23 protein-coding genes are annotated in these 21251 nt (G+C 68.4%); 7 read left to right on the top strand and 16 right to left on the bottom strand.

The annotated features are described in order from the left end of the window. Positions 1-159: 159 nt before the first annotated feature. Positions 160-405 (top strand): hypothetical protein, encoded by a 246-nt coding sequence (locus ASG52_RS16235; protein ID WP_056245290.1) that lies wholly within the window; start codon positions 160-162, stop codon positions 403-405. 12 nt (positions 406-417) lie between these two features. Here ASG52_RS16235 and ASG52_RS16230 read toward each other — a convergent pair whose 3' ends face one another. Then, positions 418-1440, bottom strand: a complete 1023-nt coding sequence (locus ASG52_RS16230) for an LLM class flavin-dependent oxidoreductase (protein ID WP_056245288.1) — start codon at positions 1438-1440, stop codon at positions 418-420. A 495-nt stretch (positions 1441-1935) separates the two neighbouring features. On the opposite strand from ASG52_RS16230, the gene ASG52_RS16225 reads away from it, so the two are divergent. Then, on the top strand, positions 1936-2160 hold the full coding sequence (locus ASG52_RS16225) for a hypothetical protein (protein WP_056245786.1): 225 nt from the start codon (positions 1936-1938) through the stop codon (positions 2158-2160). A gap of 19 nt (positions 2161-2179) precedes the next feature. Here ASG52_RS16225 and ASG52_RS16220 read toward each other — a convergent pair whose 3' ends face one another. The 6 genes from ASG52_RS16220 to ASG52_RS16195 all read right to left on the bottom strand — a co-directional run bounded on the left by ASG52_RS16220 (position 2180) and on the right by ASG52_RS16195 (position 8010). Further along, complete coding sequence (locus tag ASG52_RS16220; protein WP_056245285.1) at positions 2180-3004, bottom strand: succinate dehydrogenase iron-sulfur subunit; 825 nt, start codon at positions 3002-3004, stop codon at positions 2180-2182. A gap of 24 nt (positions 3005-3028) precedes the next feature. Continuing rightward, positions 3029-3841, bottom strand: coding sequence for an O-methyltransferase (locus ASG52_RS16215; RefSeq protein ID WP_056245283.1), 813 nt, complete (start codon positions 3839-3841; stop codon positions 3029-3031). A 15-nt stretch (positions 3842-3856) separates the two neighbouring features. Then, positions 3857-5677 (bottom strand): succinate dehydrogenase flavoprotein subunit, encoded by a 1821-nt coding sequence (sdhA, locus tag ASG52_RS16210; protein WP_056245280.1) that lies wholly within the window; start codon positions 5675-5677, stop codon positions 3857-3859. A 29-nt stretch (positions 5678-5706) separates the two neighbouring features. After that, the gene (gene sdhD, locus ASG52_RS16205; protein ID WP_056245277.1) at positions 5707-6126 is read right to left on the bottom strand and encodes a succinate dehydrogenase, hydrophobic membrane anchor protein; all 420 of its coding nucleotides are present in this window, start codon (positions 6124-6126) and stop codon (positions 5707-5709) included. 11 nt (positions 6127-6137) lie between these two features. Continuing rightward, positions 6138-6539, bottom strand: coding sequence for a succinate dehydrogenase, cytochrome b556 subunit (sdhC, locus tag ASG52_RS16200; RefSeq protein ID WP_056245274.1), 402 nt, complete (start codon positions 6537-6539; stop codon positions 6138-6140). 145 nt (positions 6540-6684) lie between these two features. Beyond that, positions 6685-8010, bottom strand: a complete 1326-nt coding sequence (locus ASG52_RS16195; protein ID WP_056245271.1) for an SLC13 family permease — start codon at positions 8008-8010, stop codon at positions 6685-6687. A gap of 159 nt (positions 8011-8169) precedes the next feature. Here ASG52_RS16195 and ASG52_RS16190 point away from each other — a divergent pair, with 159 nt between their 5' ends. After that, positions 8170-9060, top strand: a complete 891-nt coding sequence (locus ASG52_RS16190) for a LysR family transcriptional regulator (protein ID WP_056245267.1) — start codon at positions 8170-8172, stop codon at positions 9058-9060. 3 nt (positions 9061-9063) lie between these two features. Here the strand turns inward: ASG52_RS16190 and ASG52_RS26510 are convergent, their stop codons facing one another. Continuing rightward, on the bottom strand, positions 9064-9705 hold the full coding sequence (locus tag ASG52_RS26510) for a DUF3885 domain-containing protein (RefSeq protein WP_082552600.1): 642 nt from the start codon (positions 9703-9705) through the stop codon (positions 9064-9066). Between the two features lie 27 nt (positions 9706-9732). Further along, positions 9733-11064: an Nramp family divalent metal transporter gene (locus ASG52_RS16180; RefSeq protein WP_056245783.1), complete on the bottom strand. Its 1332-nt coding sequence runs from the start codon at positions 11062-11064 to the stop codon at positions 9733-9735. 277 nt (positions 11065-11341) lie between these two features. On the opposite strand from ASG52_RS16180, the gene mntR reads away from it, so the two are divergent. From mntR to ASG52_RS16165, 3 genes are all read left to right on the top strand, one after another. Next, positions 11342-11812, top strand: coding sequence for a manganese-binding transcriptional regulator MntR (gene mntR, locus ASG52_RS16175; protein WP_056245260.1), 471 nt, complete (start codon positions 11342-11344; stop codon positions 11810-11812). Positions 11813-11824: 12 nt separating this feature from the next. Next, a complete protein-coding gene (locus ASG52_RS16170; protein WP_056245259.1) occupies positions 11825-12133 on the top strand; it encodes a hypothetical protein in 309 nt (102 codons plus the stop codon). 148 nt (positions 12134-12281) lie between these two features. Then, on the top strand, positions 12282-12494 hold the full coding sequence (locus tag ASG52_RS16165; RefSeq protein ID WP_056245256.1) for a hypothetical protein: 213 nt from the start codon (positions 12282-12284) through the stop codon (positions 12492-12494). A gap of 63 nt (positions 12495-12557) precedes the next feature. Here the strand turns inward: ASG52_RS16165 and ASG52_RS16160 are convergent, their stop codons facing one another. Continuing rightward, positions 12558-12773, bottom strand: coding sequence for a hypothetical protein (locus tag ASG52_RS16160; protein ID WP_056245253.1), 216 nt, complete (start codon positions 12771-12773; stop codon positions 12558-12560). Between the two features lie 368 nt (positions 12774-13141). On the opposite strand from ASG52_RS16160, the gene ASG52_RS27315 reads away from it, so the two are divergent. After that, positions 13142-13288 (top strand): hypothetical protein, encoded by a 147-nt coding sequence (locus ASG52_RS27315; protein WP_156383997.1) that lies wholly within the window; start codon positions 13142-13144, stop codon positions 13286-13288. Between the two features lie 15 nt (positions 13289-13303). Here the strand turns inward: ASG52_RS27315 and ASG52_RS16155 are convergent, their stop codons facing one another. The 6 genes from ASG52_RS16155 to ASG52_RS16130 are packed head-to-tail and all read right to left on the bottom strand — an operon-like array spanning position 13304 to position 20905. Further along, a complete protein-coding gene (locus ASG52_RS16155) occupies positions 13304-14911 on the bottom strand; it encodes a sulfite reductase subunit alpha (RefSeq protein ID WP_056245250.1) in 1608 nt (535 codons plus the stop codon). Further along, positions 14908-16698, bottom strand: a complete 1791-nt coding sequence (locus ASG52_RS16150; protein ID WP_056245246.1) for a NirA family protein — start codon at positions 16696-16698, stop codon at positions 14908-14910. The genes ASG52_RS16155 and ASG52_RS16150 overlap by 4 nt, the downstream gene beginning before the upstream one ends. Before the next feature lie 11 nt (positions 16699-16709). After that, the gene (locus ASG52_RS16145) at positions 16710-17930 is read right to left on the bottom strand and encodes an NAD(P)/FAD-dependent oxidoreductase (protein ID WP_056245242.1); all 1221 of its coding nucleotides are present in this window, start codon (positions 17928-17930) and stop codon (positions 16710-16712) included. Between the two features lie 19 nt (positions 17931-17949). Next, positions 17950-18744 carry an ABC transporter ATP-binding protein gene (locus ASG52_RS16140; RefSeq protein WP_056245239.1) on the bottom strand — a complete coding sequence of 265 codons (795 nt, stop codon included), beginning with the start codon at positions 18742-18744 and terminating at the stop codon, positions 17950-17952. 11 nt (positions 18745-18755) lie between these two features. Beyond that, entirely contained in the window at positions 18756-19613 is an 858-nt protein-coding gene (ntrB, locus tag ASG52_RS16135; RefSeq protein ID WP_056245236.1) for a nitrate ABC transporter permease, read from the bottom strand. Then, positions 19613-20905, bottom strand: coding sequence for a CmpA/NrtA family ABC transporter substrate-binding protein (locus tag ASG52_RS16130; protein ID WP_056245234.1), 1293 nt, complete (start codon positions 20903-20905; stop codon positions 19613-19615). The genes ntrB and ASG52_RS16130 overlap by 1 nt, the downstream gene beginning before the upstream one ends. Between the last annotated feature and the right edge of the window lie 346 nt (positions 20906-21251).

The raw sequence follows: 21251 nt of genomic DNA, 5'->3' as shown, positions 1-21251 counted from the left end.
GCTCCGCGCTTCCGCCACCGAAAAAGTCAAATTTCGCGAAGACTTCGTCAACCAAGAGCCACTATCGAGTGGTCAACCTTACCCCATCGGCAGTCGAGGCCGGGCCCCCAGGATGCGGGCCGCCGCCCACCGCGCCGCAACAGCATCGGGACCCGTCCAGTGAGTTTCACCGTCACCGCCGGCGCCGCCCCGCGGGTCTATTCCTGGCAGCACGGCTCGATGCTGAGCGCCCTGGAGCAGAGCCTGTCGCTCGCGACCTCCGGCATGGCCGATGTCCGCATCACCGACGGCGAGGGCCGGGCCTACAGCCCCTCCGCCCTCTATCAGGTGATGTTCGGCCAGCCGGCCACGCCACGCGAGGCCCAGTCGGCGACCCGCCAAGCCCCGCGCGCCCGCGCCGCCTGACTCTTTTGGGACTTACGCCGCGGAGCGTTGGGCTTCCATAGCGCCCAGTCCTCCGTGCGCCTCGGCCAGGATCGCGTAGGAGCGCAGCCGCGCCGCGTGGTCGTGGATGGCGCTGGCGACGATGATCTCGTCGGCCCCGGTCTCGGCCGCCAACGCTTCGAGCCCGTCCCGGATCGTGCCCACGGTGCCGACGAGCGAGCGCGCCAGCATCCGCGAGGCCTGCCGCTTCTCGGGCAACGACCAATAGGCCTCAATGTCGTCGATCGGCGCCGGCAGCAGACCGCGGGTGCCTCGCACGAGGTTGGCAAAAGCCTGCTGCGGCGTGGTGAACAGGCGCCGCGCCTCGGCCTCGCCGTCCGCCGCAACGACGTTGATCGCGACGATCGCGTAAGGCCCTGCGAGTTGCGCCGAGGGGCGGAAGCGGGCGCGGTAGGTCTCCAGCGCCGGCATCAGCGCGTCGGGCGCGAAATGCGAGGCGAAGGCGTACGGTAAGCCCAGCATCCCGGCGAGTTCGGCCCCGAACAGGCTGGAGCCAAGAATCCACAGCGGCACCTTCGTGCCCGCACCGGGCACCGCCCGGACGGCCTGGCCCGGCTGCGGATCGGCGAGGAAGGCCTGCACCTCCAGCACGTCCTGCGGGAAGGTATCGGCGGCACCGTAGTCGCGGCGCAGCGCCCGGAGCGTCGCCCCGTCGGTGCCGGGCGCGCGGCCGAGGCCGAGATCGATCCGGTCGGGAAAGAGCGTCGCCAGGGTGCCGAACTGCTCGGCGACGGTGAGCGGCGCGTGATTGGGCAACATGATGCCGCCCGCGCCGACACGGATGGACCGCGTGCCCGCTGCGACGTGGCCGATCACCAGCGCGGTCGCCGCGCTGGCGATGCCGGTCATGTTGTGGTGCTCGGCGAGCCAGAAGCGGCGAAAGCCGAGGCTTTCCGCGTGCTGCGCCAGCGCCCGGCTGCGGTCGAGCGCGTCGCGGGCGGTGCCGCCCTCAGGGATCGGGGCGAGGTCGAGGACGGAGAGGGGCGGGAGGGTCATCGACAAATCTTTCCGAACGCTTTCACGGCGCTTGTCTGCGCAACGCTTCGTTCCCCCTCCCGAGACGCGAGATCGTGAGCCGCGACAGAATCCGCAAGGCGGGGGCTTGCGCGTCCCCCTCGACCCGTCCTAGCCTCTGGTCATCGGCGCTTCGCAGCGCCGTCCTTGCGAGTAAGGAGGTTGGCCATGAGACATCAGGGCAATACCGTCTCCCCAGCACGCACCGCCGACGCGGATCAGGACAAGCCACCCAACGAGAACCGGCAGGGATAGTGGCCGCCCTCGGGCGCCGCCGGTCGAGTTCCCCCGCCCATCCGAGGGTGGGGCCGTAGCTCCCAGCGCGCATGAGGCAGCGTGGCCCCTGCAAGAGAAAGCCCGTCGGCGCCAGCCGGCGGGCTTTTTCAATTCCGGCGGAGTGTTTCCACCGAATTCATGATGCGCGGCGCGAGCCTTGCAGTGCGGCTCTCCGAATTCGCCTCGGAGCCCCGCGCCCGGATGACGATCTTTCATTTCGAACTGTGCCGGAACGGCCAGAGGATCGGCCCGACCGAAACCCGCGACTGCCCCGATTGCGGCATGGCCTTCCGCGCCGCCCGCGACATGATCCGCAATCTTCGCGACGAGGACAGCCTGCCGAACGGCGCGCGGGAGCACACCCTGCGGGTCAGTTACGTCGATCACAGCCTGCTGTTCGACCTGCCGTTCGACCTCAGGATTTGATCGGCAGGTCGAAAAAGAATCAGACCGCCCGTTCGACCATCATCTTCTTGATCTCGGCAATGGCTTTCGCCGGATTGAGGTTCTTCGGGCAGGTGTTGGCGCAGTTCATGATCGTGTGGCAGCGATAGAGCCGGAACGGGTCGTGCAAGGCGTCGAGGCGCTCGCCGGTGTTCTCGTCGCGGCTGTCGATCAGCCAGCGATAGGCCTGGAGCAGGGCCGCCGGACCCAGGAACTTGTCGCCGTTCCACCAGTAGCTCGGGCAGGACGTGGTGCAGCAGGCGCACAGGATGCACTCGTAGAGGCCGTCGAGCCGGGCGCGGTCCTCCGGGGTCTGCTTCCACTCCTTCTCGGGGGAGGGGGTCTCGGTCTGGAGCCAGGGCTCGATCGAGGCGTGCTGGGCGTAGAAGTTGGTCAGGTCCGGCACGAGGTCCTTCAGGACCGGCATGTGCGGCAGCGGGTAGATGCGCACCGCCCCGTCCTTGTCCTTGCGGCTCAGGAAGGGCAGGGCGTTGTCGGGGGTGCGGCACTCGTCGATGCCCATGGTGCATGCGAGCGCGTTCTGCCCCTCGATGTTCATCGCGCAGGAGCCGCAGATGCCCTCGCGGCAGGAGCGGCGGAAGACCAGCGTCGGATCGACCTTGTTCTTGATCCACAGCAGCGCGTCGAGCACCATCGGCCCGCAATCGTCGCGATCGACCCGGTAGATGTCGATGCGCGGGTTCTGCCCGTCGTCGGGGTTCCAGCGATAGATGCGGAACACCTGGAGGTTCTTGGCGCCCGCGGGGGCGGGCCAGGATCGGCCCTCGGTGACCTGGGAGTTCTTGGGAAGATTGAACTGGGCCATGGCCGGCTTTCGCTTACGGAAACGTCAGGAGAGGGTGCGGTGGCCGACGGTGAGCGCGCGCGGCGGAGCCTTCCGCCGCCGCTCGAAGACCACCATGCTGTCGTAGAAGGCGATGGCCTGCGTCGCGTCGGCAAAGCCCGGATCGCGGGAGAACGGGTCGGGATCGAGCACGTAGCGGGCGTTCAACCGGTCGAGCAGGTGCTTGGCGTATTCCATGAACGCGCCGCGCGCCCGCAGGCCGCCGCCGAGTTCCGGCCAGTAGGAGGCGTGGACGTCTTCGACGATGTAGACCCCGTCCGGCGCCATCAGCGGATAGAGCGCCTCGAAGCTCAGGATCTGCTCCGGGCTGATATGGCCCGCATCGTCGATCACGACATCGATGCCTCCCATCGCCTCGGCGATGCGCCGCAGGAGCGGCACGTCGGCTTGGCTGCCGAGATGGACGCTGATGCCGGGTTCCTCGATCTGCTTGCAGGCCCCGTTGATGTCGAGGCCGTGAATCACGGCGTCCGGCCCGAAATAGCGCCGCCACATCTGCAGCGAGCCGCCCTGGTAGATGCCGAGTTCGAGGACGCGCACCGGCTTGCCGCGATAGCGCGACAGGTGCCGGTCGTAGACTTCGAGATAGTGGTGCCACTTGGTGGCGAGGCGATCCTCCTGCGCGAAGAAGGCCGCCTCGGCCGGGTTGGTCGCCCGCGCCCGCTCGACCGCCGGATCGACGGGGGCGCCGTAACGCTGCACCACCTCCTGCCAGGACGCGGGCGGCTGCGCGGGCGCGCCGCTACACAGCAGCCCCGATCCGGCCGGGGGCCCCTTGGGCTTCTTGCGCTTGAACACGTGTCGACGCTCCTCTCAGTACACCCGAGCCTTCGGCTCGATGTACTGGATCTCGTTCGACATCGTGTAGGTGTGGACCGGGCGGTAATCGATGTTGACCGCGTGCGCGTTGGGGTCGAGCCACGCCAGCGTGTGCTTCATCCATTCCTTGTCGTCGCGCTCGGAAAAGTCCTCGCGGGCATGCGCCCCGCGGCTTTCCTTGCGGTTGGCCGCCGAGTCCATGGTGACGACCGCCTGACCGATCAGGTTGTCGAATTCCAGGGTCTCGAGCAGATCGGTGTTCCACACCAGCGAACGGTCGGAGACCTTCACGTCGGCAATGCCGCGCCAGACGTCGTGGATGAGGTTGTGGCCCTCTTCCAGCACCTCGCCGGTGCGGAAGACCGCGCAGTTGTTCTGCATGGTCCGCTGCATCCGGTCGCGCAGCTCCGAGGTCGGCGTGGCGCCGTCGGCGTAGCGGAAGCGGTCGAGGCGGCCGAGCGCCTTCTCGGCCGAGTCCCGCGGCAGTTCCGGCTGGCGGGCGTCCGGCTCGACGATGTCGGCGCAGCGCAGGCCCGCGGCGCGGCCGAACACCACGAGGTCGATCAGCGAGTTGGAGCCCAGCCGGTTGGCCCCGTGGACGGAGACGCAGGCCGCCTCGCCGAGCGCCATCAGGCCGGGGACCACGGTGTCGGGGTTGCCGTTCTTCAGCGTCAGCACCTCGCCGTGATAGTTCGTCGGGATGCCGCCCATATTGTAGTGGACCGTCGGCAGGACCGGGATCGGCTCCTTGGTCACGTCCACGCCCGCGAAGATCTTTGCCGATTCCGAGATGCCCGGCAGGCGCTCGTGCAGGATCTTCGGGTCGAGGTGGTCGAGGTGCAGGAAGATGTGGTCGCCGTTCTTGCCGACGCCGCGGCCGTCGCGGATTTCCATCGTCATCGAGCGCGAGACCACGTCGCGCGAGGCGAGGTCCTTCGCCGACGGCGCGTAGCGCTCCATGAAGCGCTCGCCTTCCGAGTTCGTGAGGTAGCCGCCTTCGCCGCGCGCGCCTTCGGTGATGAGGCAGCCGGCGCCGTAGATGCCGGTCGGGTGGAACTGCACGAACTCCATGTCCTGCAGCGGCAGGCCGGCGCGCAGCACCATGGCGTTGCCGTCGCCGGTGCAGGTGTGGGCCGAGGTCGCCGAGAAGTAGGCGCGGCCGTAGCCGCCGGTGGCCAGGATGGTCTGCTGGGCGCGGAAGCGGTGAATCTCGCCGGTGGCCTGATCGATGGCGATAACGCCGCGGCAGCGCCCGTCCTCGTCCATGATCAGGTCGAGGGCGAAGTACTCGATGAAGAACTGGGTCTTGTTCTTCACCGCCTGCCCGTAGAGCGTGTGGAGCATGGCATGCCCCGTGCGGTCGGCCGCGGCGCAGGTGCGCTGCGCAGTGCCCTTGCCGTAATCGGTGGTCATGCCGCCGAAGGGCCGCTGGTAGATTTTTCCTTCCTCGGTCCGCGAGAACGGGACGCCCCAGTGCTCGAGTTCGTAGACCGCCGCGGGGGCGTTGCGGACGAGGTACTCGATCGCGTCCTGGTCGCCGAGCCAGTCCGAGCCCTTCACGGTGTCGTACATGTGCCAGCGCCAGTCGTCCGGGCCCATGTTGCCGAGCGAGGCCGAGATGCCGCCCTGCGCCGCGACCGTGTGCGAGCGGGTGGGAAAAACCTTGGTGATGCAGGCGGTGCGCAGGCCGGCTTGGCTACAGCCGACGGTGGCGCGCAGGCCCGCGCCGCCCGCGCCGACGATCACCACGTCGAAGGTGTGGTCGGTGATGGCATAGGCCGGAGCGCCGCTGCCGTTCGATCCGTTGGAGGCCATGGGAATCCCTCGAAGCTTCGGGTTGGCGGTCAGGCGAGCCCGCCCAGGCTCACGCGGACGATCGCGTAGAGGCAGGCGGCGGCGACCACGACGGCGTAGAAGGTATTGGCGGCGAGCGCCGCGAGCTTGAGGCCGTGGCTGTGCACGTAGTCCTCGATCACGGTCTGCATACCGAGCCGCATGTGCAGGGCCACCGAGACCACGGCCAGGATCAGGATGATCGCGACCAGCGGATGCGCAACGAGCGCCACCGCCTCGGGGTAGGGGCGGCCGGCCATCTTGGCGATGATCACCACGAAGGCGAGCATCAGCAGCGCGTTGGCAGCACCCGTGAGGCGCTGGAGCCAGAAATGCTCGGCACCGTGGCCGGAGGCGCCGAGCCCCTTCACCCGGGCGCGGGGGGTGCGCATGGACAGCGCGGTGTTCTGGCGGTTGTCGACCTGGGACATGGCGGCGGCTCTCAGCGCAGGACGAGGGCGAGCGCCCAGATGACGATCGTGAGGACGATCGAGCCGATCAGCGTCGCGCGGGCGAGGCCAAGGCGGCGGTCGCGGTCGAAGCCGTAGCCGAAGTCCCAGACGAAGTGACGGATACCGCCCAGCATGTGGTGCATCAGCACCCAGGTGTAGCCGAACAGGATCGTGCGCCCGATCCACGAGCCGAAGAACCACGCCACCGTGTCGTAGGCCTTCGGGCCCGACGCCAGCGACACGAGCCAGATCGCGACCAGCGCAGTGCCGCCGTAGAGCGCCGTGCCGGTGATGCGGTGGAACACCGACATCGCCATGGTCCAGGTCCAGCGGTAGATCTGGAGATGGGGCGAGAGCGGCTGGGCGACCGTCGGTCTCACGGTTGGGGCCATCGCGGTCAGTTTCCTCGCGTCCGGTATAGGTTCGGAGATTGGATTTTTTCGAATGAAGGGTTAGGGCGCTCAGGCTTGACGAGCAATGCCCCGTGCTGCGCCGCAGCATGAAGCGAAATGACGAAACGCTGTTTCTGTTTCACCCTCACACCAACCTCCCGGTCAGGCAAAACCAGAGATAGGCCAGGGGCGCCGCCACGATCAGGGAGGCGAGGCCGCTTACTGCTGTCAGCTTCGTCGCATCCCGTAAGGAGAGGCCGGCGAGATCCATCGTCATGATGATCGGCGGGGCCTGATAGGGCAGGAACAGCGTCGAGTAGCCGACCACCTGCACCATCAGCACGCTCATCAGTTCGAGCCCGCTCGATGCCGCGAACTCGCCCGCCAGAGCGGTGTAGAGCGCGGGCGCGCCGTTGGCGGTGCCGACGAACAGGAAGCCGATCGACAGCCCGACGAGCGTCGCGAAGTCTTTTGCGGGTGCGCCGGGCTCCAGCGGAGCGACCGCCAGCAGGGCGTGGCCGATCTTCGCGCCCAACCCGGTCTCGTTGACGACCGCGGTGAGCCCGAACAGGGCCGCGACGTAGAAGCAGGTCCGCAGCGGGATGTCCGAAAAGCTTGCGGCCGACACGACGCCGACGCCCGGCAGCAGGCAGATCACGGCCGCCGCGAGCCCAATCCAGGCCGGGGCGATGCCGTGCCAGCCGTCGGTGAGCCACAAAGCCAGCATGATCGCCAGAATCACCGACAGCCGCCGCTCTTCTCCCGAGAGCGGCGGCAGCGGGGGGAGGGTGGGGCGGGCGCCGTCGAGCCGGTCGGGGAAGAGCGCGACGGTGCAGGCGACGAGGATCGCGCCCTTGACGAAGCCGAGCACCGGCGCGTGCAGAAAGAGATACGGCAGGTAGGCGAGGTGGATGCCGTGCAGCGTCTCGGCGGTGCCGGCCATGACGAGGTTCGGTACGTTGGCCGGCAGGATCGCCGCCGACAGCACCGGCGTGGCGATGCCGAACGAAAGAATCGCTCCCGTGCGGCCAGGGCGCCCGGCCTTGAGGCCGAAGGCGTCGCACAGCGCGATCAGCACCGGCACCATCACGGCGATGCGCCCGAGATTGGACGGCATCACGAAGGCCAGCGCGAAGGAAAAGGCCACGAGGCCGGCGACGAAACCGGGATAGGAGGCGGGCAGCCGCGCCGCGAGCATCCGGGCGAGCCGATCACCGAGAGCGGTGCGGTTCATGGCGAGCCCGACCACCATGCCGCTGGTCACCAGCCAGAAGGCAGAAGACGCGAAGCCGGAGAAGACGGTCTGGGCCGGGGCGAGCTTCAGCAGCATTGCGGCGGCGAAGAACAGCAGCGCCGTGACGACCTCGGCCACGAGCCCCGTCGCCCACAGGCCCATGCACAGCACGAGGAGGGCGCCGGTTGCCGCAACCGTTCCTTCCGCCCCCAAGAACTGTGCCGCCGTCTGGCTCATAGACGGGGTTCAAACGCGAATTTGAATTGTTCGCAATTCGGCTTTCGTGGTGGGAGGCTTCGCGGATGGCGAAGGCTGGCGGGTGGGTCGCGCTCTCGTGATACAGCCTGTGGCAGGCTGACGCTGCTCGAACGGCGAACGCGGAGGGATCATCGCTTGATGCGCTTCGACCTCGTCGACTTGAACCTCTTCCGCCACGTGGTGGAAGCCGGCTCGATCACGCATGGGGCCGAGCGGGCGAACCTCGCACTCGCCGCCGCCTCGACGCGCATCCGGGCGATGGAGGATTCGCTCGGCGCCGCCTTGCTGATCCGCGGGCGCCAGGGCGTGAGCCCGACCCAAGCCGGGCGCACCCTGCTGACCCACGCCCGCGAGCTGTTGGCGCAGATCGAGCGGATGCAGGGCGACCTGTCCGTGTTCGCGGGCGGGGCCGTCGGGCAGATCCGCGTCCTGTCGAACACCAACGCCTTGACCGAGTTCCTGCCCGAGGCGCTCTCGGCCTATCTCGCGCTCCACACCGGCGTCAGCGTCGATATCGAGGAGCGCACCTCCGACGAGATCGTCGGGATGGTGGCCGACGGCGCCGCCGATCTCGGCATCGTCGCCGGCACCGTCGATACCGGGCGGCTCCAGACCTTTCCGTTCCGGCACGACCGCTTCGTGGCGGTGGTCGCGCCTGGTCACCCGCTCGCGCGTCAGAACGACATCGCCTTCGCCGAGGTGCTGGAACACGACCTCGTCGGCCTCGACCGGCCGAGCGCGCTCACCCGCTTCCTCGCCGACAAGGCCGCCCGGATCGGCCGACCGATGCGGCTGCGGGTGCAACTGCGCAGCTTCGACGCGGTCTGCCGCCTCGTCGAGTGTGGCGTCGGCCTCGGCATCGTGCCGGAGACGACGGCGCGGCGCGCACGCCGCGTCATGGACATCGCCATCGTGCCGCTGCGCGACCCCTGGGCCGCCCGCGACCTGATGCTGTGCCTGCGCGACCTCGACGCGCTCCCGCCCTTCGCGCAGGAGTTCGTGACACATCTGCGCGCGGCCGGGGCGTGAATCTCAGCCGCCAGTCTCGGCGAAGCGCGCGTCCATGCGGTCGCGGTCATAATCGAGCAGCCAATCGCCGAACTGACGATAGATCGGCAGAAGCGATTCGCGGTCCATCGCGACCACGTCCATGCCGCGGTCATCATAGGCGAACAGGGTGAGGCGACGCTCGAAGTCGACGATGAAGATGGAACTGAGCCAGCGCGCCTTTGGCGTCACACGCATTTCGTTGGCAATACTTGTCCACAGCAAAGCGTCGATGAGTGCCGGATCGCTCCTGAAATCAGCCATTTGCCAGTAAACAAAAAGATCCTGTCTATCGTCTTCGCCGCCCGGAAAGCGCTCGAATTTGTCGAATGGTAGATAAAAGCCAAGTTCGCTCAAGACTCCTTGCCATTTTGTATCACGGCGCGTTCGCCGCTCGCCGCTGTAGTATGAGACGACAGCCGTGAGCATATCCGAAGCGGAGAAGACCGCACGAGCGACCGTCCGAGCCCGATCCATCGCTTGCAGAAAGCGCGGCGCCACGGCCTCAAGGTCGCCACCGAGATCGAACCGGAGGGCGTTCTCGAACGCGTAGAAGGTCGGCCGCGGGAATCGGCGAGCATGGCCGAAGGTATTCTCGATCCTTCGAAGGATGGAGGTTTCCGGCATGAGGCAACTCCACGGACGCCCGATGCGTCACCCGCCGAAGAGCGTATCGACCAACAGCTTCACGTTCAGCGCCACGATGACACCCGCGATCAACCAGGACAGCCCGCCGAGCCAGCGCGGAATGACAAAAGACCCCATCAGCCCGCGGTCGGAGACGAACCGCACCAGCGGGATCACCGCGAAGGGCAGCTGCATCGACAGCACCACCTGACTGAGCACGAGGAGTTTTGCGGTGCCCTGATCGCCGTAGAGCGCCGTGACGATCACCACCGGGACGATGGCGATGCCGCGCGTCACGAGGCGGCGCGCCCAATCGGGCAGGCGCAACCGCAAGAACCCCTCCATGACGATCTGGCCGGCGAGCGTCGCGGTCACCGTCGAGTTGAGGCCCGACGCCAGCAGGGCCACGGCGAACAACGTCGAGGCGACGCCGACGCCGAGCAGCGGCGAGAGCAGTTCGTGCGCCTGCTCGATCTCCTCCACGTCGGTGCGCCCGCCCGCGTGGAACACGGCGGCGGCCAGGATCAGGATCGCGGCGTTGACGAAGAGCGCCAGCATCAGGGCGATGGTGGAGTCTGCGACCGCGAAGCGCAGGGCCTCGCGGCGGCCGGGCTCCGTGCGCGGATAGGCCCGCGTCTGCACGATGGCGGAGTGGAGGTAGAGGTTGTGCGGCATCACGGTGGCGCCGATGATGCCGATGGCGATGTAGAGCGCGGCCGGGTTGGTCACGATCTCGCGTGACGGCACGAAGCCGCCGAGCACCGCCTGCACCGGGGGGGCGGCGAGCACGATCTGCACCGCGAAGCAGACGAAGATGATTGCCAGAAGCCCGATCACGAAGGCCTCCAGCGCGCGAAAGCCCTTGCGCAGCAGCAGCAGCACCACGAACACGTCGAGTGCGGTGATGATCGCGCCGAGCGTCAGCGGGATGCCGAACAGGAGCTTGAGGGCGATGGCGGTGCCGATCACCTCGGCGAGATCGCAGGCGATGATCGCCGCCTCGCAGATCAGCCAGAGGGCAAAACCGACGGGCTTCGGATAGCGCGCGCGGCAGGCCTGGGCGAGGTCGAGGCCGGTGGCGATGCCGAGCCGGGCGGCCAGCGCTTGCAGCACGATCGCCATCAGGTTCGACAGCAGGATGACGGCGAGCAGGGTGTAGCCGAACTGCGCGCCGCCCGCGATGTCGGTGGCCCAGTTGCCGGGGTCCATGTAGCCGACCGAGACCATGTAGCCCGGCCCGAGGAAGGCGAGGAACCGCCGCATCCACGAGCCCCCCGCCGCCACCGGCACGCTGCCGTTGAGCGCACCAAGGCTGAGGCCCGGAGGTGCCTCGGGGGCGGGGGGTCGTACGCGATCCATCACGGTGTCCATGCGCGGCGGCGCCCTGAAATCCGGTCGGTCCGTTTCACGTCCTCCAAGAGAGCGGCAGGACGCGACCGAGAGCGGGAGCGATCGACGAACCCGCCCGGAACGGCCGAGTTCGTTTATAGCCTCAGCTATAAAGCTGCGCCGGTGCTTTCATCAAGAGGCGGCGCGCGGGATTCCCGATTCGCCCCCGCTTGCGTTACAGAAGGCGGACGGTGCGGCCTTGTCGCCGCTTCCGACCCGGCCCCGAGCGAGGAGAGCGCCGTCCATCATGCAGGAATCGCCGCGCGAGACCGCAGGCCCCGACGACGGGGCGCCGCTCGTCGATCCGGAGGTCCATGTCGAGAGCTTTCGCCAAGCGCGCGAGGCGCGTCGGCTGGAACTCGTGGAGGACTACGTCGAACTGATCGCCGACCTGATCGGCGACGGCGGCGAGGCGCGGCAGGTCGACATCGCCGCCCGCCTCGGCGTCGCCCAGCCGACGGTCGCCAAGATGCTCAAGCGGCTGGCGGAAGAGGGCCTCGTGCAGCAGCGGCCCTATCGCGGCGTGTTCCTCACCGCCGCGGGGCAGGCGCTGGCCGAGCAGTCGCGGGAGCGCCACCGCATCGTCGAGCGCTTCCTCTGCGCGCTCGGCGTCAGTGCCGAGACGGCGCGGCGCGACGCGGAGGGCATCGAGCACCATGTCAGCGCCGAGACGCTGGAGGCGTTCCGCCGGTTCAGTGACGCGCGGCTCGGGTCCTGAGGGAAAAGCGTGATGGAAGTGAACCAGCAGATCGCGGCGCTCGCCGCCGTCAGCGCCCGGCACGATGCGGCAGTGACCAACCTCGCCGAGAGCGTGGCCGACCTCGGCGCCAAGCAGGTGGCCCACCAGATGGCGGTCGGCTTCCTGGCGAGCGTGCTGCGCTCGATCGATTCCGACCATTACGACGAGCGGCTGGAGGGCTACCTCGCCATGCTGCGCGACGCCCTGTTCCGCGACGATCCCGACGCGGCGCTCGCCAACACCGTGCTGGAGACGCTGGAGCGCTCGCTGCGGCCGGCGCAGGACGCGGACGAAGCGTAGAGCATCGGTCTGACGAGGTGGGTACCGGCTTGTCGGAGAAAGCCGATGCGGCATGAGGATCCCGCCCCGAGGAATCGTGATTGGCCTAGGCCGTCAGGCGCTTCCGGCCTCGCTTGGTTCGGGGGTGGCGCCATGCCACAAGCGGTGCATGGCCGAGCGGACCACCCATCCCTACTCCATCGACGTCAGGCCGTGCTGGCGCGTACCGAACCGCTACGTCTGCTCGATCCTCGAAAAGGGGACGCCGCGGCGCCATGGCCCGCAGAGCTACGCCACCTTCGACGAGGCCCGCCGGGCCGCGCAGGAGCGCCTGCGCCAACTCGTGTTCGAGTGGCAGTTGATGGGGCCGAAGGCGCCCTGATCCACGTTCGACCCGCCGCCTGAATCGCCAGCCACAGGGGTCCGGCATGAATCGCCGCGGGCCTCAGTGCCGCTCGCCGTCGGTGGACTGGGCGTACTGGACGAGCGCCGCCATCTGCGCGGGCGCGCGAAACACCCGGCCGTCCTCGGTCTGGACGTAGACGTCCGAAGCGCCCATGCTGGCGAACGTCATGGCCCGCTCCGCCGCGCGAACGCCGACGGCGTGCGGCTCGGCGGCGGACGATCCTGCCGGGCCGGTCCAATGTACGGTGTAGCGCATGGTTCGATGCTCCTCCTGAATTCATCATACGCCAGGGGGAGCGGACGCGCGAGGGTGGGGCGCGAAGGGGTTTTTTGCTGAACCGTGTGCCGGCAGGTCACCGAACGACGCCACTCTCACCAAATCACCTCATCCTGAGGTGCCGACGCGCAGCGGCGGCCTCGAAGGCGGGCTCCAGGGGTCGCGCGATCCGCTGGAGCCCGCCTTCGAGGCTGCTCCGCAGCACCTCGGGATGAGGGGGATGGGTAGGAGAGAGGAGACAGGCGTCGGCATTTTACTGCCGAGGTTGCGCGCCGACGCTTGATTTCCGGCAGGCCGCATGCACTGCATCGATCGATAACAATCACCATCCTCGGGGGGAGATGGCCGTGTCGTTCGTGGTCTGCGGTATCGCCTGTTTCTGTGTCCTGTGTCTGACGTTCCTCATCCACGAAATCAGGAACGCGCCGTTCGAGGATTGCATCGACGCCGAGGCTTTGCTCGTGGAGATCGACCGGCAGCGGCTGGAACTGTGACCGGCCGCCTTCCGATCAGTACACGTCGGCCTGATAGCGGCCCGCCTTCTTGAGGGCGGCGAGATAGGCCACCGCCTCGTCGGGGTTCTTGCCGCCGTGGCTCGCGGCGACGTCGATGATCGCGCGCTCCACGTCCTTGGCCATGCGCTTGGCATCGCCGCAGACATAGAAATGGGCGCCGCCCTCCAGCCACTTCCACAGCTCGGCGCCGTTCTCGCGCATCCGGTCCTGCACGTAGGTCTTCTCCGTGCCGTCGCGCGACCACGCGAGCGACAGGCGGGTCAGGACCTTGTCGTCCTTCAGGCCGTTCAGTTCGTCCTTGTAGAAGAAGTCCGAGGCTTGCCGCTGGTGGCCGTAGAACAGCCAGTTGCGGCCCGGTGCCTGCGTCGCGGCGCGCTCGCGCAGGAAGGCGCGAAACGGGGCGATGCCGGTGCCCGGCCCGCACATGACGACGTCCTTGGAGAGATCCTCCGGCAGCGCGAAGCCGTGCGCCTTCTGCAGGTAGATCCTGACCTTCGTCTGCTCGGGGATGCGCTCGCCGAGATGGGTCGACGCGACGCCGAGGCGAAGCCGCGAGCGGTGATTGTAGCGCACCGCATCGACGGTGAGCGAGACGCGGCCCACATCCATCTTCGGTGAGGACGAGATCGAGTAGAGCCGCGGCTGCAACTCGTCGAGGGCTTCGAGGAAGACTTCGGCGTCGGGCCGCGCCCCGGGGAACTTGTGGAGCGCGCCGAGCACGTCGAGATGGGCGGCATCCCCATCCGGGTCCTCTCCGGCGGCCAGCGCCTGCGCCTTCCTGCGCGCCTCGCCCGCGGTGAGGAGCGAGAGCAGCTGGTAGAGGTTGTCCGGCGCCGCGCCGAGCGCGTATTCGGTCATCAGCCGGTCGCGCAGGGTCTTGCCACTGATCTTCCGTTCGGGGCGAGCACCGAGTTCCGCGATCACCGCATCAACGAGCGCGGGGGCATTGGCCGGAAACAACCCCAGGGAATCGCCGACCTCATAGGTGATCGGCGTGTCCCTCAGGTCGATCTCGATGTGCCACGTCTCCTTCTCGCCGCCCGGCGCGTTGAGCCGGGTGCGCGACAGGAACGTCGCCTCGACCGGGTTCTCGCGGCAGAAGCCCAGCGGGCCCAGTTCCGGCTCCTTTTTTTCGGGAGTCTCGCCCGCGCCCTTCGAAGCCGGCGCAGCGCCGCCCGAGGCGCCGAACTCCTCGTCCAGCCTCTTGAGCATGCGCAGGGTTTCCTTGCCGCCGGGCTGGCAAAGGTTCAGGCGCTCCTCGCTCTTGAGGAAGATGGCGTTGGCGTAGTCGGCGCAGTTGTAGCCGCACTGGCCGCAATCCTGCTGGGCCATCGCCGCCATCAGCTTCTGCGGCTCGGACTTGTCCTTGGCGAGGTCCATACGGTCGGTCATCGGCATCGACGGGTCGTGCCAGGGCGCGTCGTCGTTGTCGGCCAGTTTCGGGCCTGTCGAGGGCCCCTCGCCCGGCGCCAGCGCGGTGGCGCCCTCCACGGCCGGGCCGAGGAGCGCGGCGAAGTAGCCCGACAGCCACGAGCGCTGGTCGGGGCTGAAGGGCGCGTTTTCCGGGATCAGGACGAGCGGGGGCGTGACGTGCTGGGTCATGCTGCGGCCTTGAGGGCAGGTTGGTCTTCGGCGGCGTCGCGCAGGGCCTCAGGCCCCTTGCGCGCCGTAAACGACTGGAAGCTCTCGTCCTTGCTCTCGCGGAGCGCGAGGTAGGTCTTGAGCAGGGCCTCGACGCGGGCGGGCGCATCCTCGGCCTTCACGGCCTTCCAGATCTCGGTGCCGATCTTCGGGTTCTCGGCGAAGCCGCCGCCGACGACGATGTCGTAGCCCTCGACGGTGTCGCCCTCGTCCGAGACGACGACCTTGGCGCCGATCAGGCCGATGTCGCCGATATAGTGCTGGGCGCAGGAATGGTGGCAGCCGGTGAGGTGGACGTTCACCGGCACGTCGAGGCCGGGCACCGCCTGCTCCACATGGTCGGCGATGATCATCGCGTGGCCCTTGGTGTCGGAGGCCGCGAACTTGCAGCCGCGCGCGCCGGTGCAGGCGACGAGCCCGGAGCGGATGCCCGCGGCCTTCGTGGTGAGGCCGAGCGCTTCCACGCGAGCCTCGACCTCGGCGACCTTGGCGTCCGGCACGCCCGAAAAGATGAAGTTCTGCCAGACCGTCATGCGGAACTGGCCGTCGCCGCACTCGGCCGCGATCTTCGCCAGCCCGCGCATCTCGTCGGTGGTCATCTTGCCGACCGGCAGGACGACGCCGACCCAGTTCAGGCCCGGCTGAACCTGGGCGTGCACGCCGACATGGCTGAAGCGGTCGGTCGGGCGGCGGGGCGCGACGTGGGCGGGCTCGACCCGGTCGAGCTTGCGCCCGAGCTTCTCCTCGACGGCGGCGATGTACTTGTCGAAGCCCCAGGCGTCGAGGACGTACTTCATCCGGGACTTGTTGCGGTTGGTGCGGTCGCCGTTCTCGATGAAGACCCGGATGATCGCGTCCGCGACCTTGTTGCAGTCCTCGGGCTTGAGGACGATGCCGGTGTCGCGGGCCAGATCCCGGTGACCCGAGATGCCGCCGAGGACGAGGCGCATCCAGACGCCCGGCGCGACCGCGGCGCCGTCGAGCACTTCGATCGCCTGGAAGCCGATGTCGTTGGTCTCCTCCAGGGCCGGGGTCACGCCGCCGCCGTCGAAGGAGACGTTGAACTTGCGCGGCAGGCCGTAGAGCGAGCGGTCGTTGAGGATCCAGTTGTGCCAGGCCTTGGTGAGGGGCCGCGTGTCCAGCAATTCCCGCGCGTCGATGCCCGCGGCCGGCGAGCCGGTGACGTTGCGGATGTTGTCGGCGCCCGCGCCCTGCGCGGTGAGGCCGAGATCGGTCAGCCCGTCGAGGAAGGGCTGCGCGTGCTCGGGCGCGATCTCGCGCACCTGCAGGCCCGCGCGGGTGGTGACGTGGCTGTAGCCGCCGCCATGGGCGTCCGCCAGATCGGCGATGCCGGAGACCTGCCAGTGCTGGAGGATGCCGTTGGGCACCCGGATGCGGCACATGTAGGAGACTTGGTTCGGCGCGACCCAGAACATGCCGTGATAGCGCCAGCGGAAATTGTCCTCGGGCTTGGGCTGCTTGCCGGTGGCCGCCTCCGCCTTCAGGCGGTTGTGGCCGTCGAAGGGATTTTCCGCGCGCTTCCACTTCTCCTGGTCGCAGAGCTTGCCGCCCGCCTTCACGGTGGCCTCCTGCGCCTTGATGTGGATCGCGTCCGGGCCGGTCGGCTCGGTGACGGTAGCGCCCGGAGGCTGCCCGATCGCCAGTCCGCCGGTCATCCGGGCGGCGGCGATCCCCGAAGCGAAGCCTTCGAGATAGCGCTTCTGCTCGGCGTTGAAGTCGTCTGCCATCGCTGCCTCACTCACGCTGCGAGGGATTTCGGGGCCGGGCCGAACATCAGGTCGTCCCGGTCGTTCGGATCGAGCGGCGTGCGGTCGCGGATCAGCGCCTTGCAGCGCGCCTGCTCGGAGATGTCGCCGACGAACACCGCGCCCGCGAGGCACCCGTCGGCGATGATCAGCTTGCGGTAGAGGCCCGCCGCGGCATCGTGCATCACGACCGCCTCGGCGCCCTCGGGGGTATCGACCACGCCGGCGGAGAACACCGGCAGGCCCGACACCTTGAGGCTCGTGGCAAGCGACGTGCCGGGATAGGCGGCTGCCTCCCCGACGAGGTGTCGCGCCAGCACCTCGGCCTGCTCGTAGGCCGGCTCGACCAGGCCGTAGACGAGCCCGCGATGCTCGGCGCATTCGCCGAGGGCGAACACGTCCGGGTCCGAGGTGGTCATCCGGTCGTCCACCGTGATGCCGCGCCCGCAGGCCAGCCCGCAGGACTGCGCCAGCGCGGTCGAGGCGCGGATGCCGACCGACATCACCACGAGGTCGGCCGGGATCACGCTGCCGTCCTTCATCCGCAGGCGCTCGACCCGTCCGTCGCCCTCGATGGCGGCGGTGTCGGCGGACAGCATCACTGTGACGCCGCGGGCCTCCATCGCGGCGCGCACGAGGCGGGCGGCCGTATGATCGAGCTGGCGCTCCATCACCCGGTCCATCACGTGGACGAGGGTCGTGTCGACGCCGAGCCGGGCGAGCCCGACCGCGGCCTCCAGGCCGAGCAGACCGCCACCGATCACCACCGCCCTGGCGTGCTCGACGGCCGCCTTGCGGATCGCCGCCACGTCGGCGAAATCGCGAAACGTCAGCACGCCGGGCAGGTCGATGCCCGGCAGCGGCAGGCGGATCGGCAGCGAGCCCACCGCCAGCACCAGCCGGTCGTAGGGCAGCACGTGCGCCGAGCCGACGATGGCGAGCCGGTTGGCCCGGTCGATTTCGGTCACCGGCGCGCCGGTGACGAGGCGGATGCCGTGCTCCTCGTACCAGGAGAGGGGACGGAAGCCGCAGGCCGCCTCGTCGACCTCGCCGCCGAGCAGCGAGGACAGCAGCACCCGGTTGTAGGCCGCCACCGGCTCGGCGCCGACCACCGTCACGTCGAACCGCCCCGGCGCGCGCTCGGTCAACCGCTCGAGGAAGCGGAGCGAGGCCATGCCGTTGCCAACGACGACGAGCCTTTCTTTCACGCTCATGGATCGCAGACCCTCGACCTCAGGCCGCGAGCGCCGGCCTGGCGTGGCGGGCGTAGAGGAACTCCAGCACCGCGGCGCGGGCGTGGACGTAGGTGGCGTCCTCCACGAGATCGAGCCGGCGGCGCGGGCGGGCCAGCGGCACCGGCAGGATCTCGCCGATGGTGGCCGACGGGCCGTTCGTCATCATCACGATGCGGTCGGACAAGAGCACCGCCTCGTCCACGTCGTGGGTGATCATGATGACGGTGTTCCTGAGCCGCGTCTGGATCTCCATGAGCTGGTCCTGAAGATGGGCGCGGGTCAGCGCGTCCAGCGCCCCGAACGGCTCGTCCATGAGGAGCACGGTCGGCTCCATGGCGAGCGCGCGGGCGATGCCGACACGCTGCTTCATGCCGCCGGAGATTTCCGCCGGGCGCTTGTCGGCGGCGTGCATCATGTTCACGAGCGCGAGGTTGTGCTCGATCCACTCGGCGCGCTGGACCCTCGACTTCTTGCCCTTCGACACCTTGTCCACGGCGAGCGCCACGTTCTCGCGCACGGTGAGCCAGGGCAGGAGCGAGTGGTTCTGAAAAACCACCGCGCGGTCGGGGCCGGGCGCGTTCACCTCACGTCCGTCGAGGAGCACGCCACCGGTCGAGGCCTTGAGCAGGCCGGCGACGATGTTGAGCACCGTCGACTTGCCGCAGCCCGAATGCCCGATGATCGAGACGAACTCGCCCTTGGCGATGTCGAAGTTCACGTCGCGGAGCACCTCGGAGGTCGTGCCGCCGCGGCGGAAGGTGATGCCGACCTGGGAGAGGGAGAGATGAGCCATGGGTTCGCTCCTCAGGCTGCGCTGGTGCCGCGGGTGACGAGCACGCCCAAGCCCGCGACCAGACGGTCGAGGACGAAGCCGATGAGCCCGACATAGACGAGGGCGACGATGATCTCGCTGATATGCGACGAGTTCCACGCGTCCCAGATGAAGAAACCGATCCCGACGCCGCCGATCAGCATCTCGGCCGCGACGATGGCGAGCCAGGACAGGCCGACGCCGATACGAAGACCGGTGAAGATGTACGGTGCGGCCGACGGCAGCATGACCTTGTAGAAGAACTCGATCGGGTTCAGCCGGATGACCGCGGCGACGTTGCGGTAATCCTGCGGGATGTTGCGGATGCCGACCGCGGTGTTGATGATGATCGGCCAGATCGAGGTGATGAAGATCACGAAGATCGCGCTCGGTTGGCCGTCGCGGAAGGCAGCGAGCGAGAGCGGGAGCCACGCCAGCGGCGGGATCGTGCGCAACACCTGGAAGATCGGGTCGAGGCCGCGCATCGCCCAGTCGGACTGGCCCACCAGCGTGCCGAGCATCACGCCCGCGATCACGGCGAGGGAGAAGCCCAAAGCCACGCGCTTGAGGCTCGCGGCGATATGCCAGAACAGGCCCTTGTCGGTGCCGCCGTTATCGTAGAACGGATCGACGATGATGTCCCAGGCCTCCGTCACCACCCGAGAGGGCGGCGGCAGGCCGGCGGTGGGGGAGGAGCACAGCACCTCCCACAGTAGAAGGAAGCCCGCCAGCACCACGAGCGGGGGCACGATACGGGCCGCGACCCCGCGCAAGCCCGCCATGGTGACGAGGGGCGCGCGGGCCTTGGCGGCGCGGGCGCGGGTCGCGGTCAGGGTTGCTCCGGTGGCCATCACGCGACCTTCTTGATGCCGAGGCTGGACAGGTAGGCGGCGGGGTTGGCCGGATCGAAGACCTTGCCGTCGAACATCGTCTCGATGCCGCGGGAGGTGGAGGTCGGGATGTTCGCGACGCCGAGCGCCTTGGCGGCGTCCTTCCACAGGTCCTCACGGTTCACCTTGGCGATGAGCGCCTTGGTGTCGGTGGAGGGATCGAACTTGCCCCAGCGGATGTCCTCGGTGAGGAACCAGAGGTCGTGGCTCTGGTAGGGGTAGGAGGCGTCGTCGGCCCAGAACTTCATCGTGAAGGGGCTGTTCTCGACGACCTTGCCGGTGCCGTATTCGAACTTGCCCTTCATGCGATCGACCACGTCGGCGACCGGCACGTTGATCCACTGGCGCTTGGCGACGATGGCCGCGAGTTCGTCCCGGTTCGCCGGCTTCTCACACCATTGCTGGGCCTCCATCACCGCCATCAGCAGGGCCTTGGCTGCATTCGGATACTTGTCGACCCAGGCCGCGCGCATGGCGAAGGCCTTCTCCGGGTGGTCCTTCCAGAGTTCGCCGGTGGTGATGGCGGTGTAGCCGATGCCCTGGTGGATGAGCTGCTCGTTCCACGGCTCGCAGACGCAGAAGCAGTCCATCGTGCCGACCTTCATGTTCGCCACCATCTGGGGCGGCGGCACGACGATGGTCTCGATGTCCTTGTCCGGGTCGATGCCGCCGGCTGCGAGCCAGTAGCGGATCCAGAGGTCGTGGGTGCCGCCGGGGAAGGTCATCGCCGCCTTGACCGGCTTGCCCGAGGCCTTCTTGGCCTCCAGGGCCGTCTTGAACGGCTTGGTGTCGAGGCCGATCTTCTGGTCGAGGTATTCCTTCGCGATCGAGATGCACTGACCGTTCAGGTTGAGCCGGGCCATGATGTACATCGGCACCGGCACGTTGTTCTGCGTCACCCGGCCGGCCGAGATCAGGTAGGGCATCGGCGAGAGGATGTGGGCGCCGTCGATGCCGTTGCCCTCGGAGCCCAGCACGAGGTTGTCGCGGGTCGTGCCCCAAGACGCCTGCTTGAGCACCTCGGTGTCCGGCATGCCGTACTTGGCGAAGATGCCCTTTTCCTTGGCCACGAAAAGCGGTGCCGCGTCGGTGAGCGCGATGAAGCCGAGCTTGGCCCCTTTCACCTCCGGCCCCGCTCCTTGCGCGAACGCCCCGCCCGGCAGAGCGGCGCGGGCCGCACCGGCCAGCGCCAGCGCGGCAGCCGCGCCCTTGAGGATGCCGCGGCGGGTCGTGTTGCCGTGATCGATGCTCATCCGCTTCCTTGTCCCCAGCGCGCCTGAGCGCATGAAAAAAGCCGCCGTCCGGGATCGCCAGCGCGATCGAATCGCCGCGTGCGAAGGTTCCGGATCAGCGGCTCTGCTGACGGTCGAGCGCGTCGTCGTTGACGGGCCATACGAGGGGTCTAGCAGGGACCGTGCCAAGCGGGTTGGGGGCGTTCGCTGCTCAGGTTGCGCACGCCGACAGCCGCTGGTTTCCCTTAGCTCCCCGCACGCGGGGAGAGGGGATGAGCGGACGGCCACCGCACTGACCTGAATGCCGCAGCGGCGTTACTGCCTAGTCTGTGAGCATCTCGTTTGCGCTGCACAAAACATGGGCGGC

It is taken from the genome of Methylobacterium sp. Leaf456 (genome assembly GCF_001425465.1).
Taxonomy (GTDB): domain Bacteria; phylum Pseudomonadota; class Alphaproteobacteria; order Rhizobiales; family Beijerinckiaceae; genus Methylobacterium.
The sequence above is the reverse complement of the archived record's forward strand: the minus strand, read 5'-3'. Positions and strand labels throughout refer to the sequence as shown.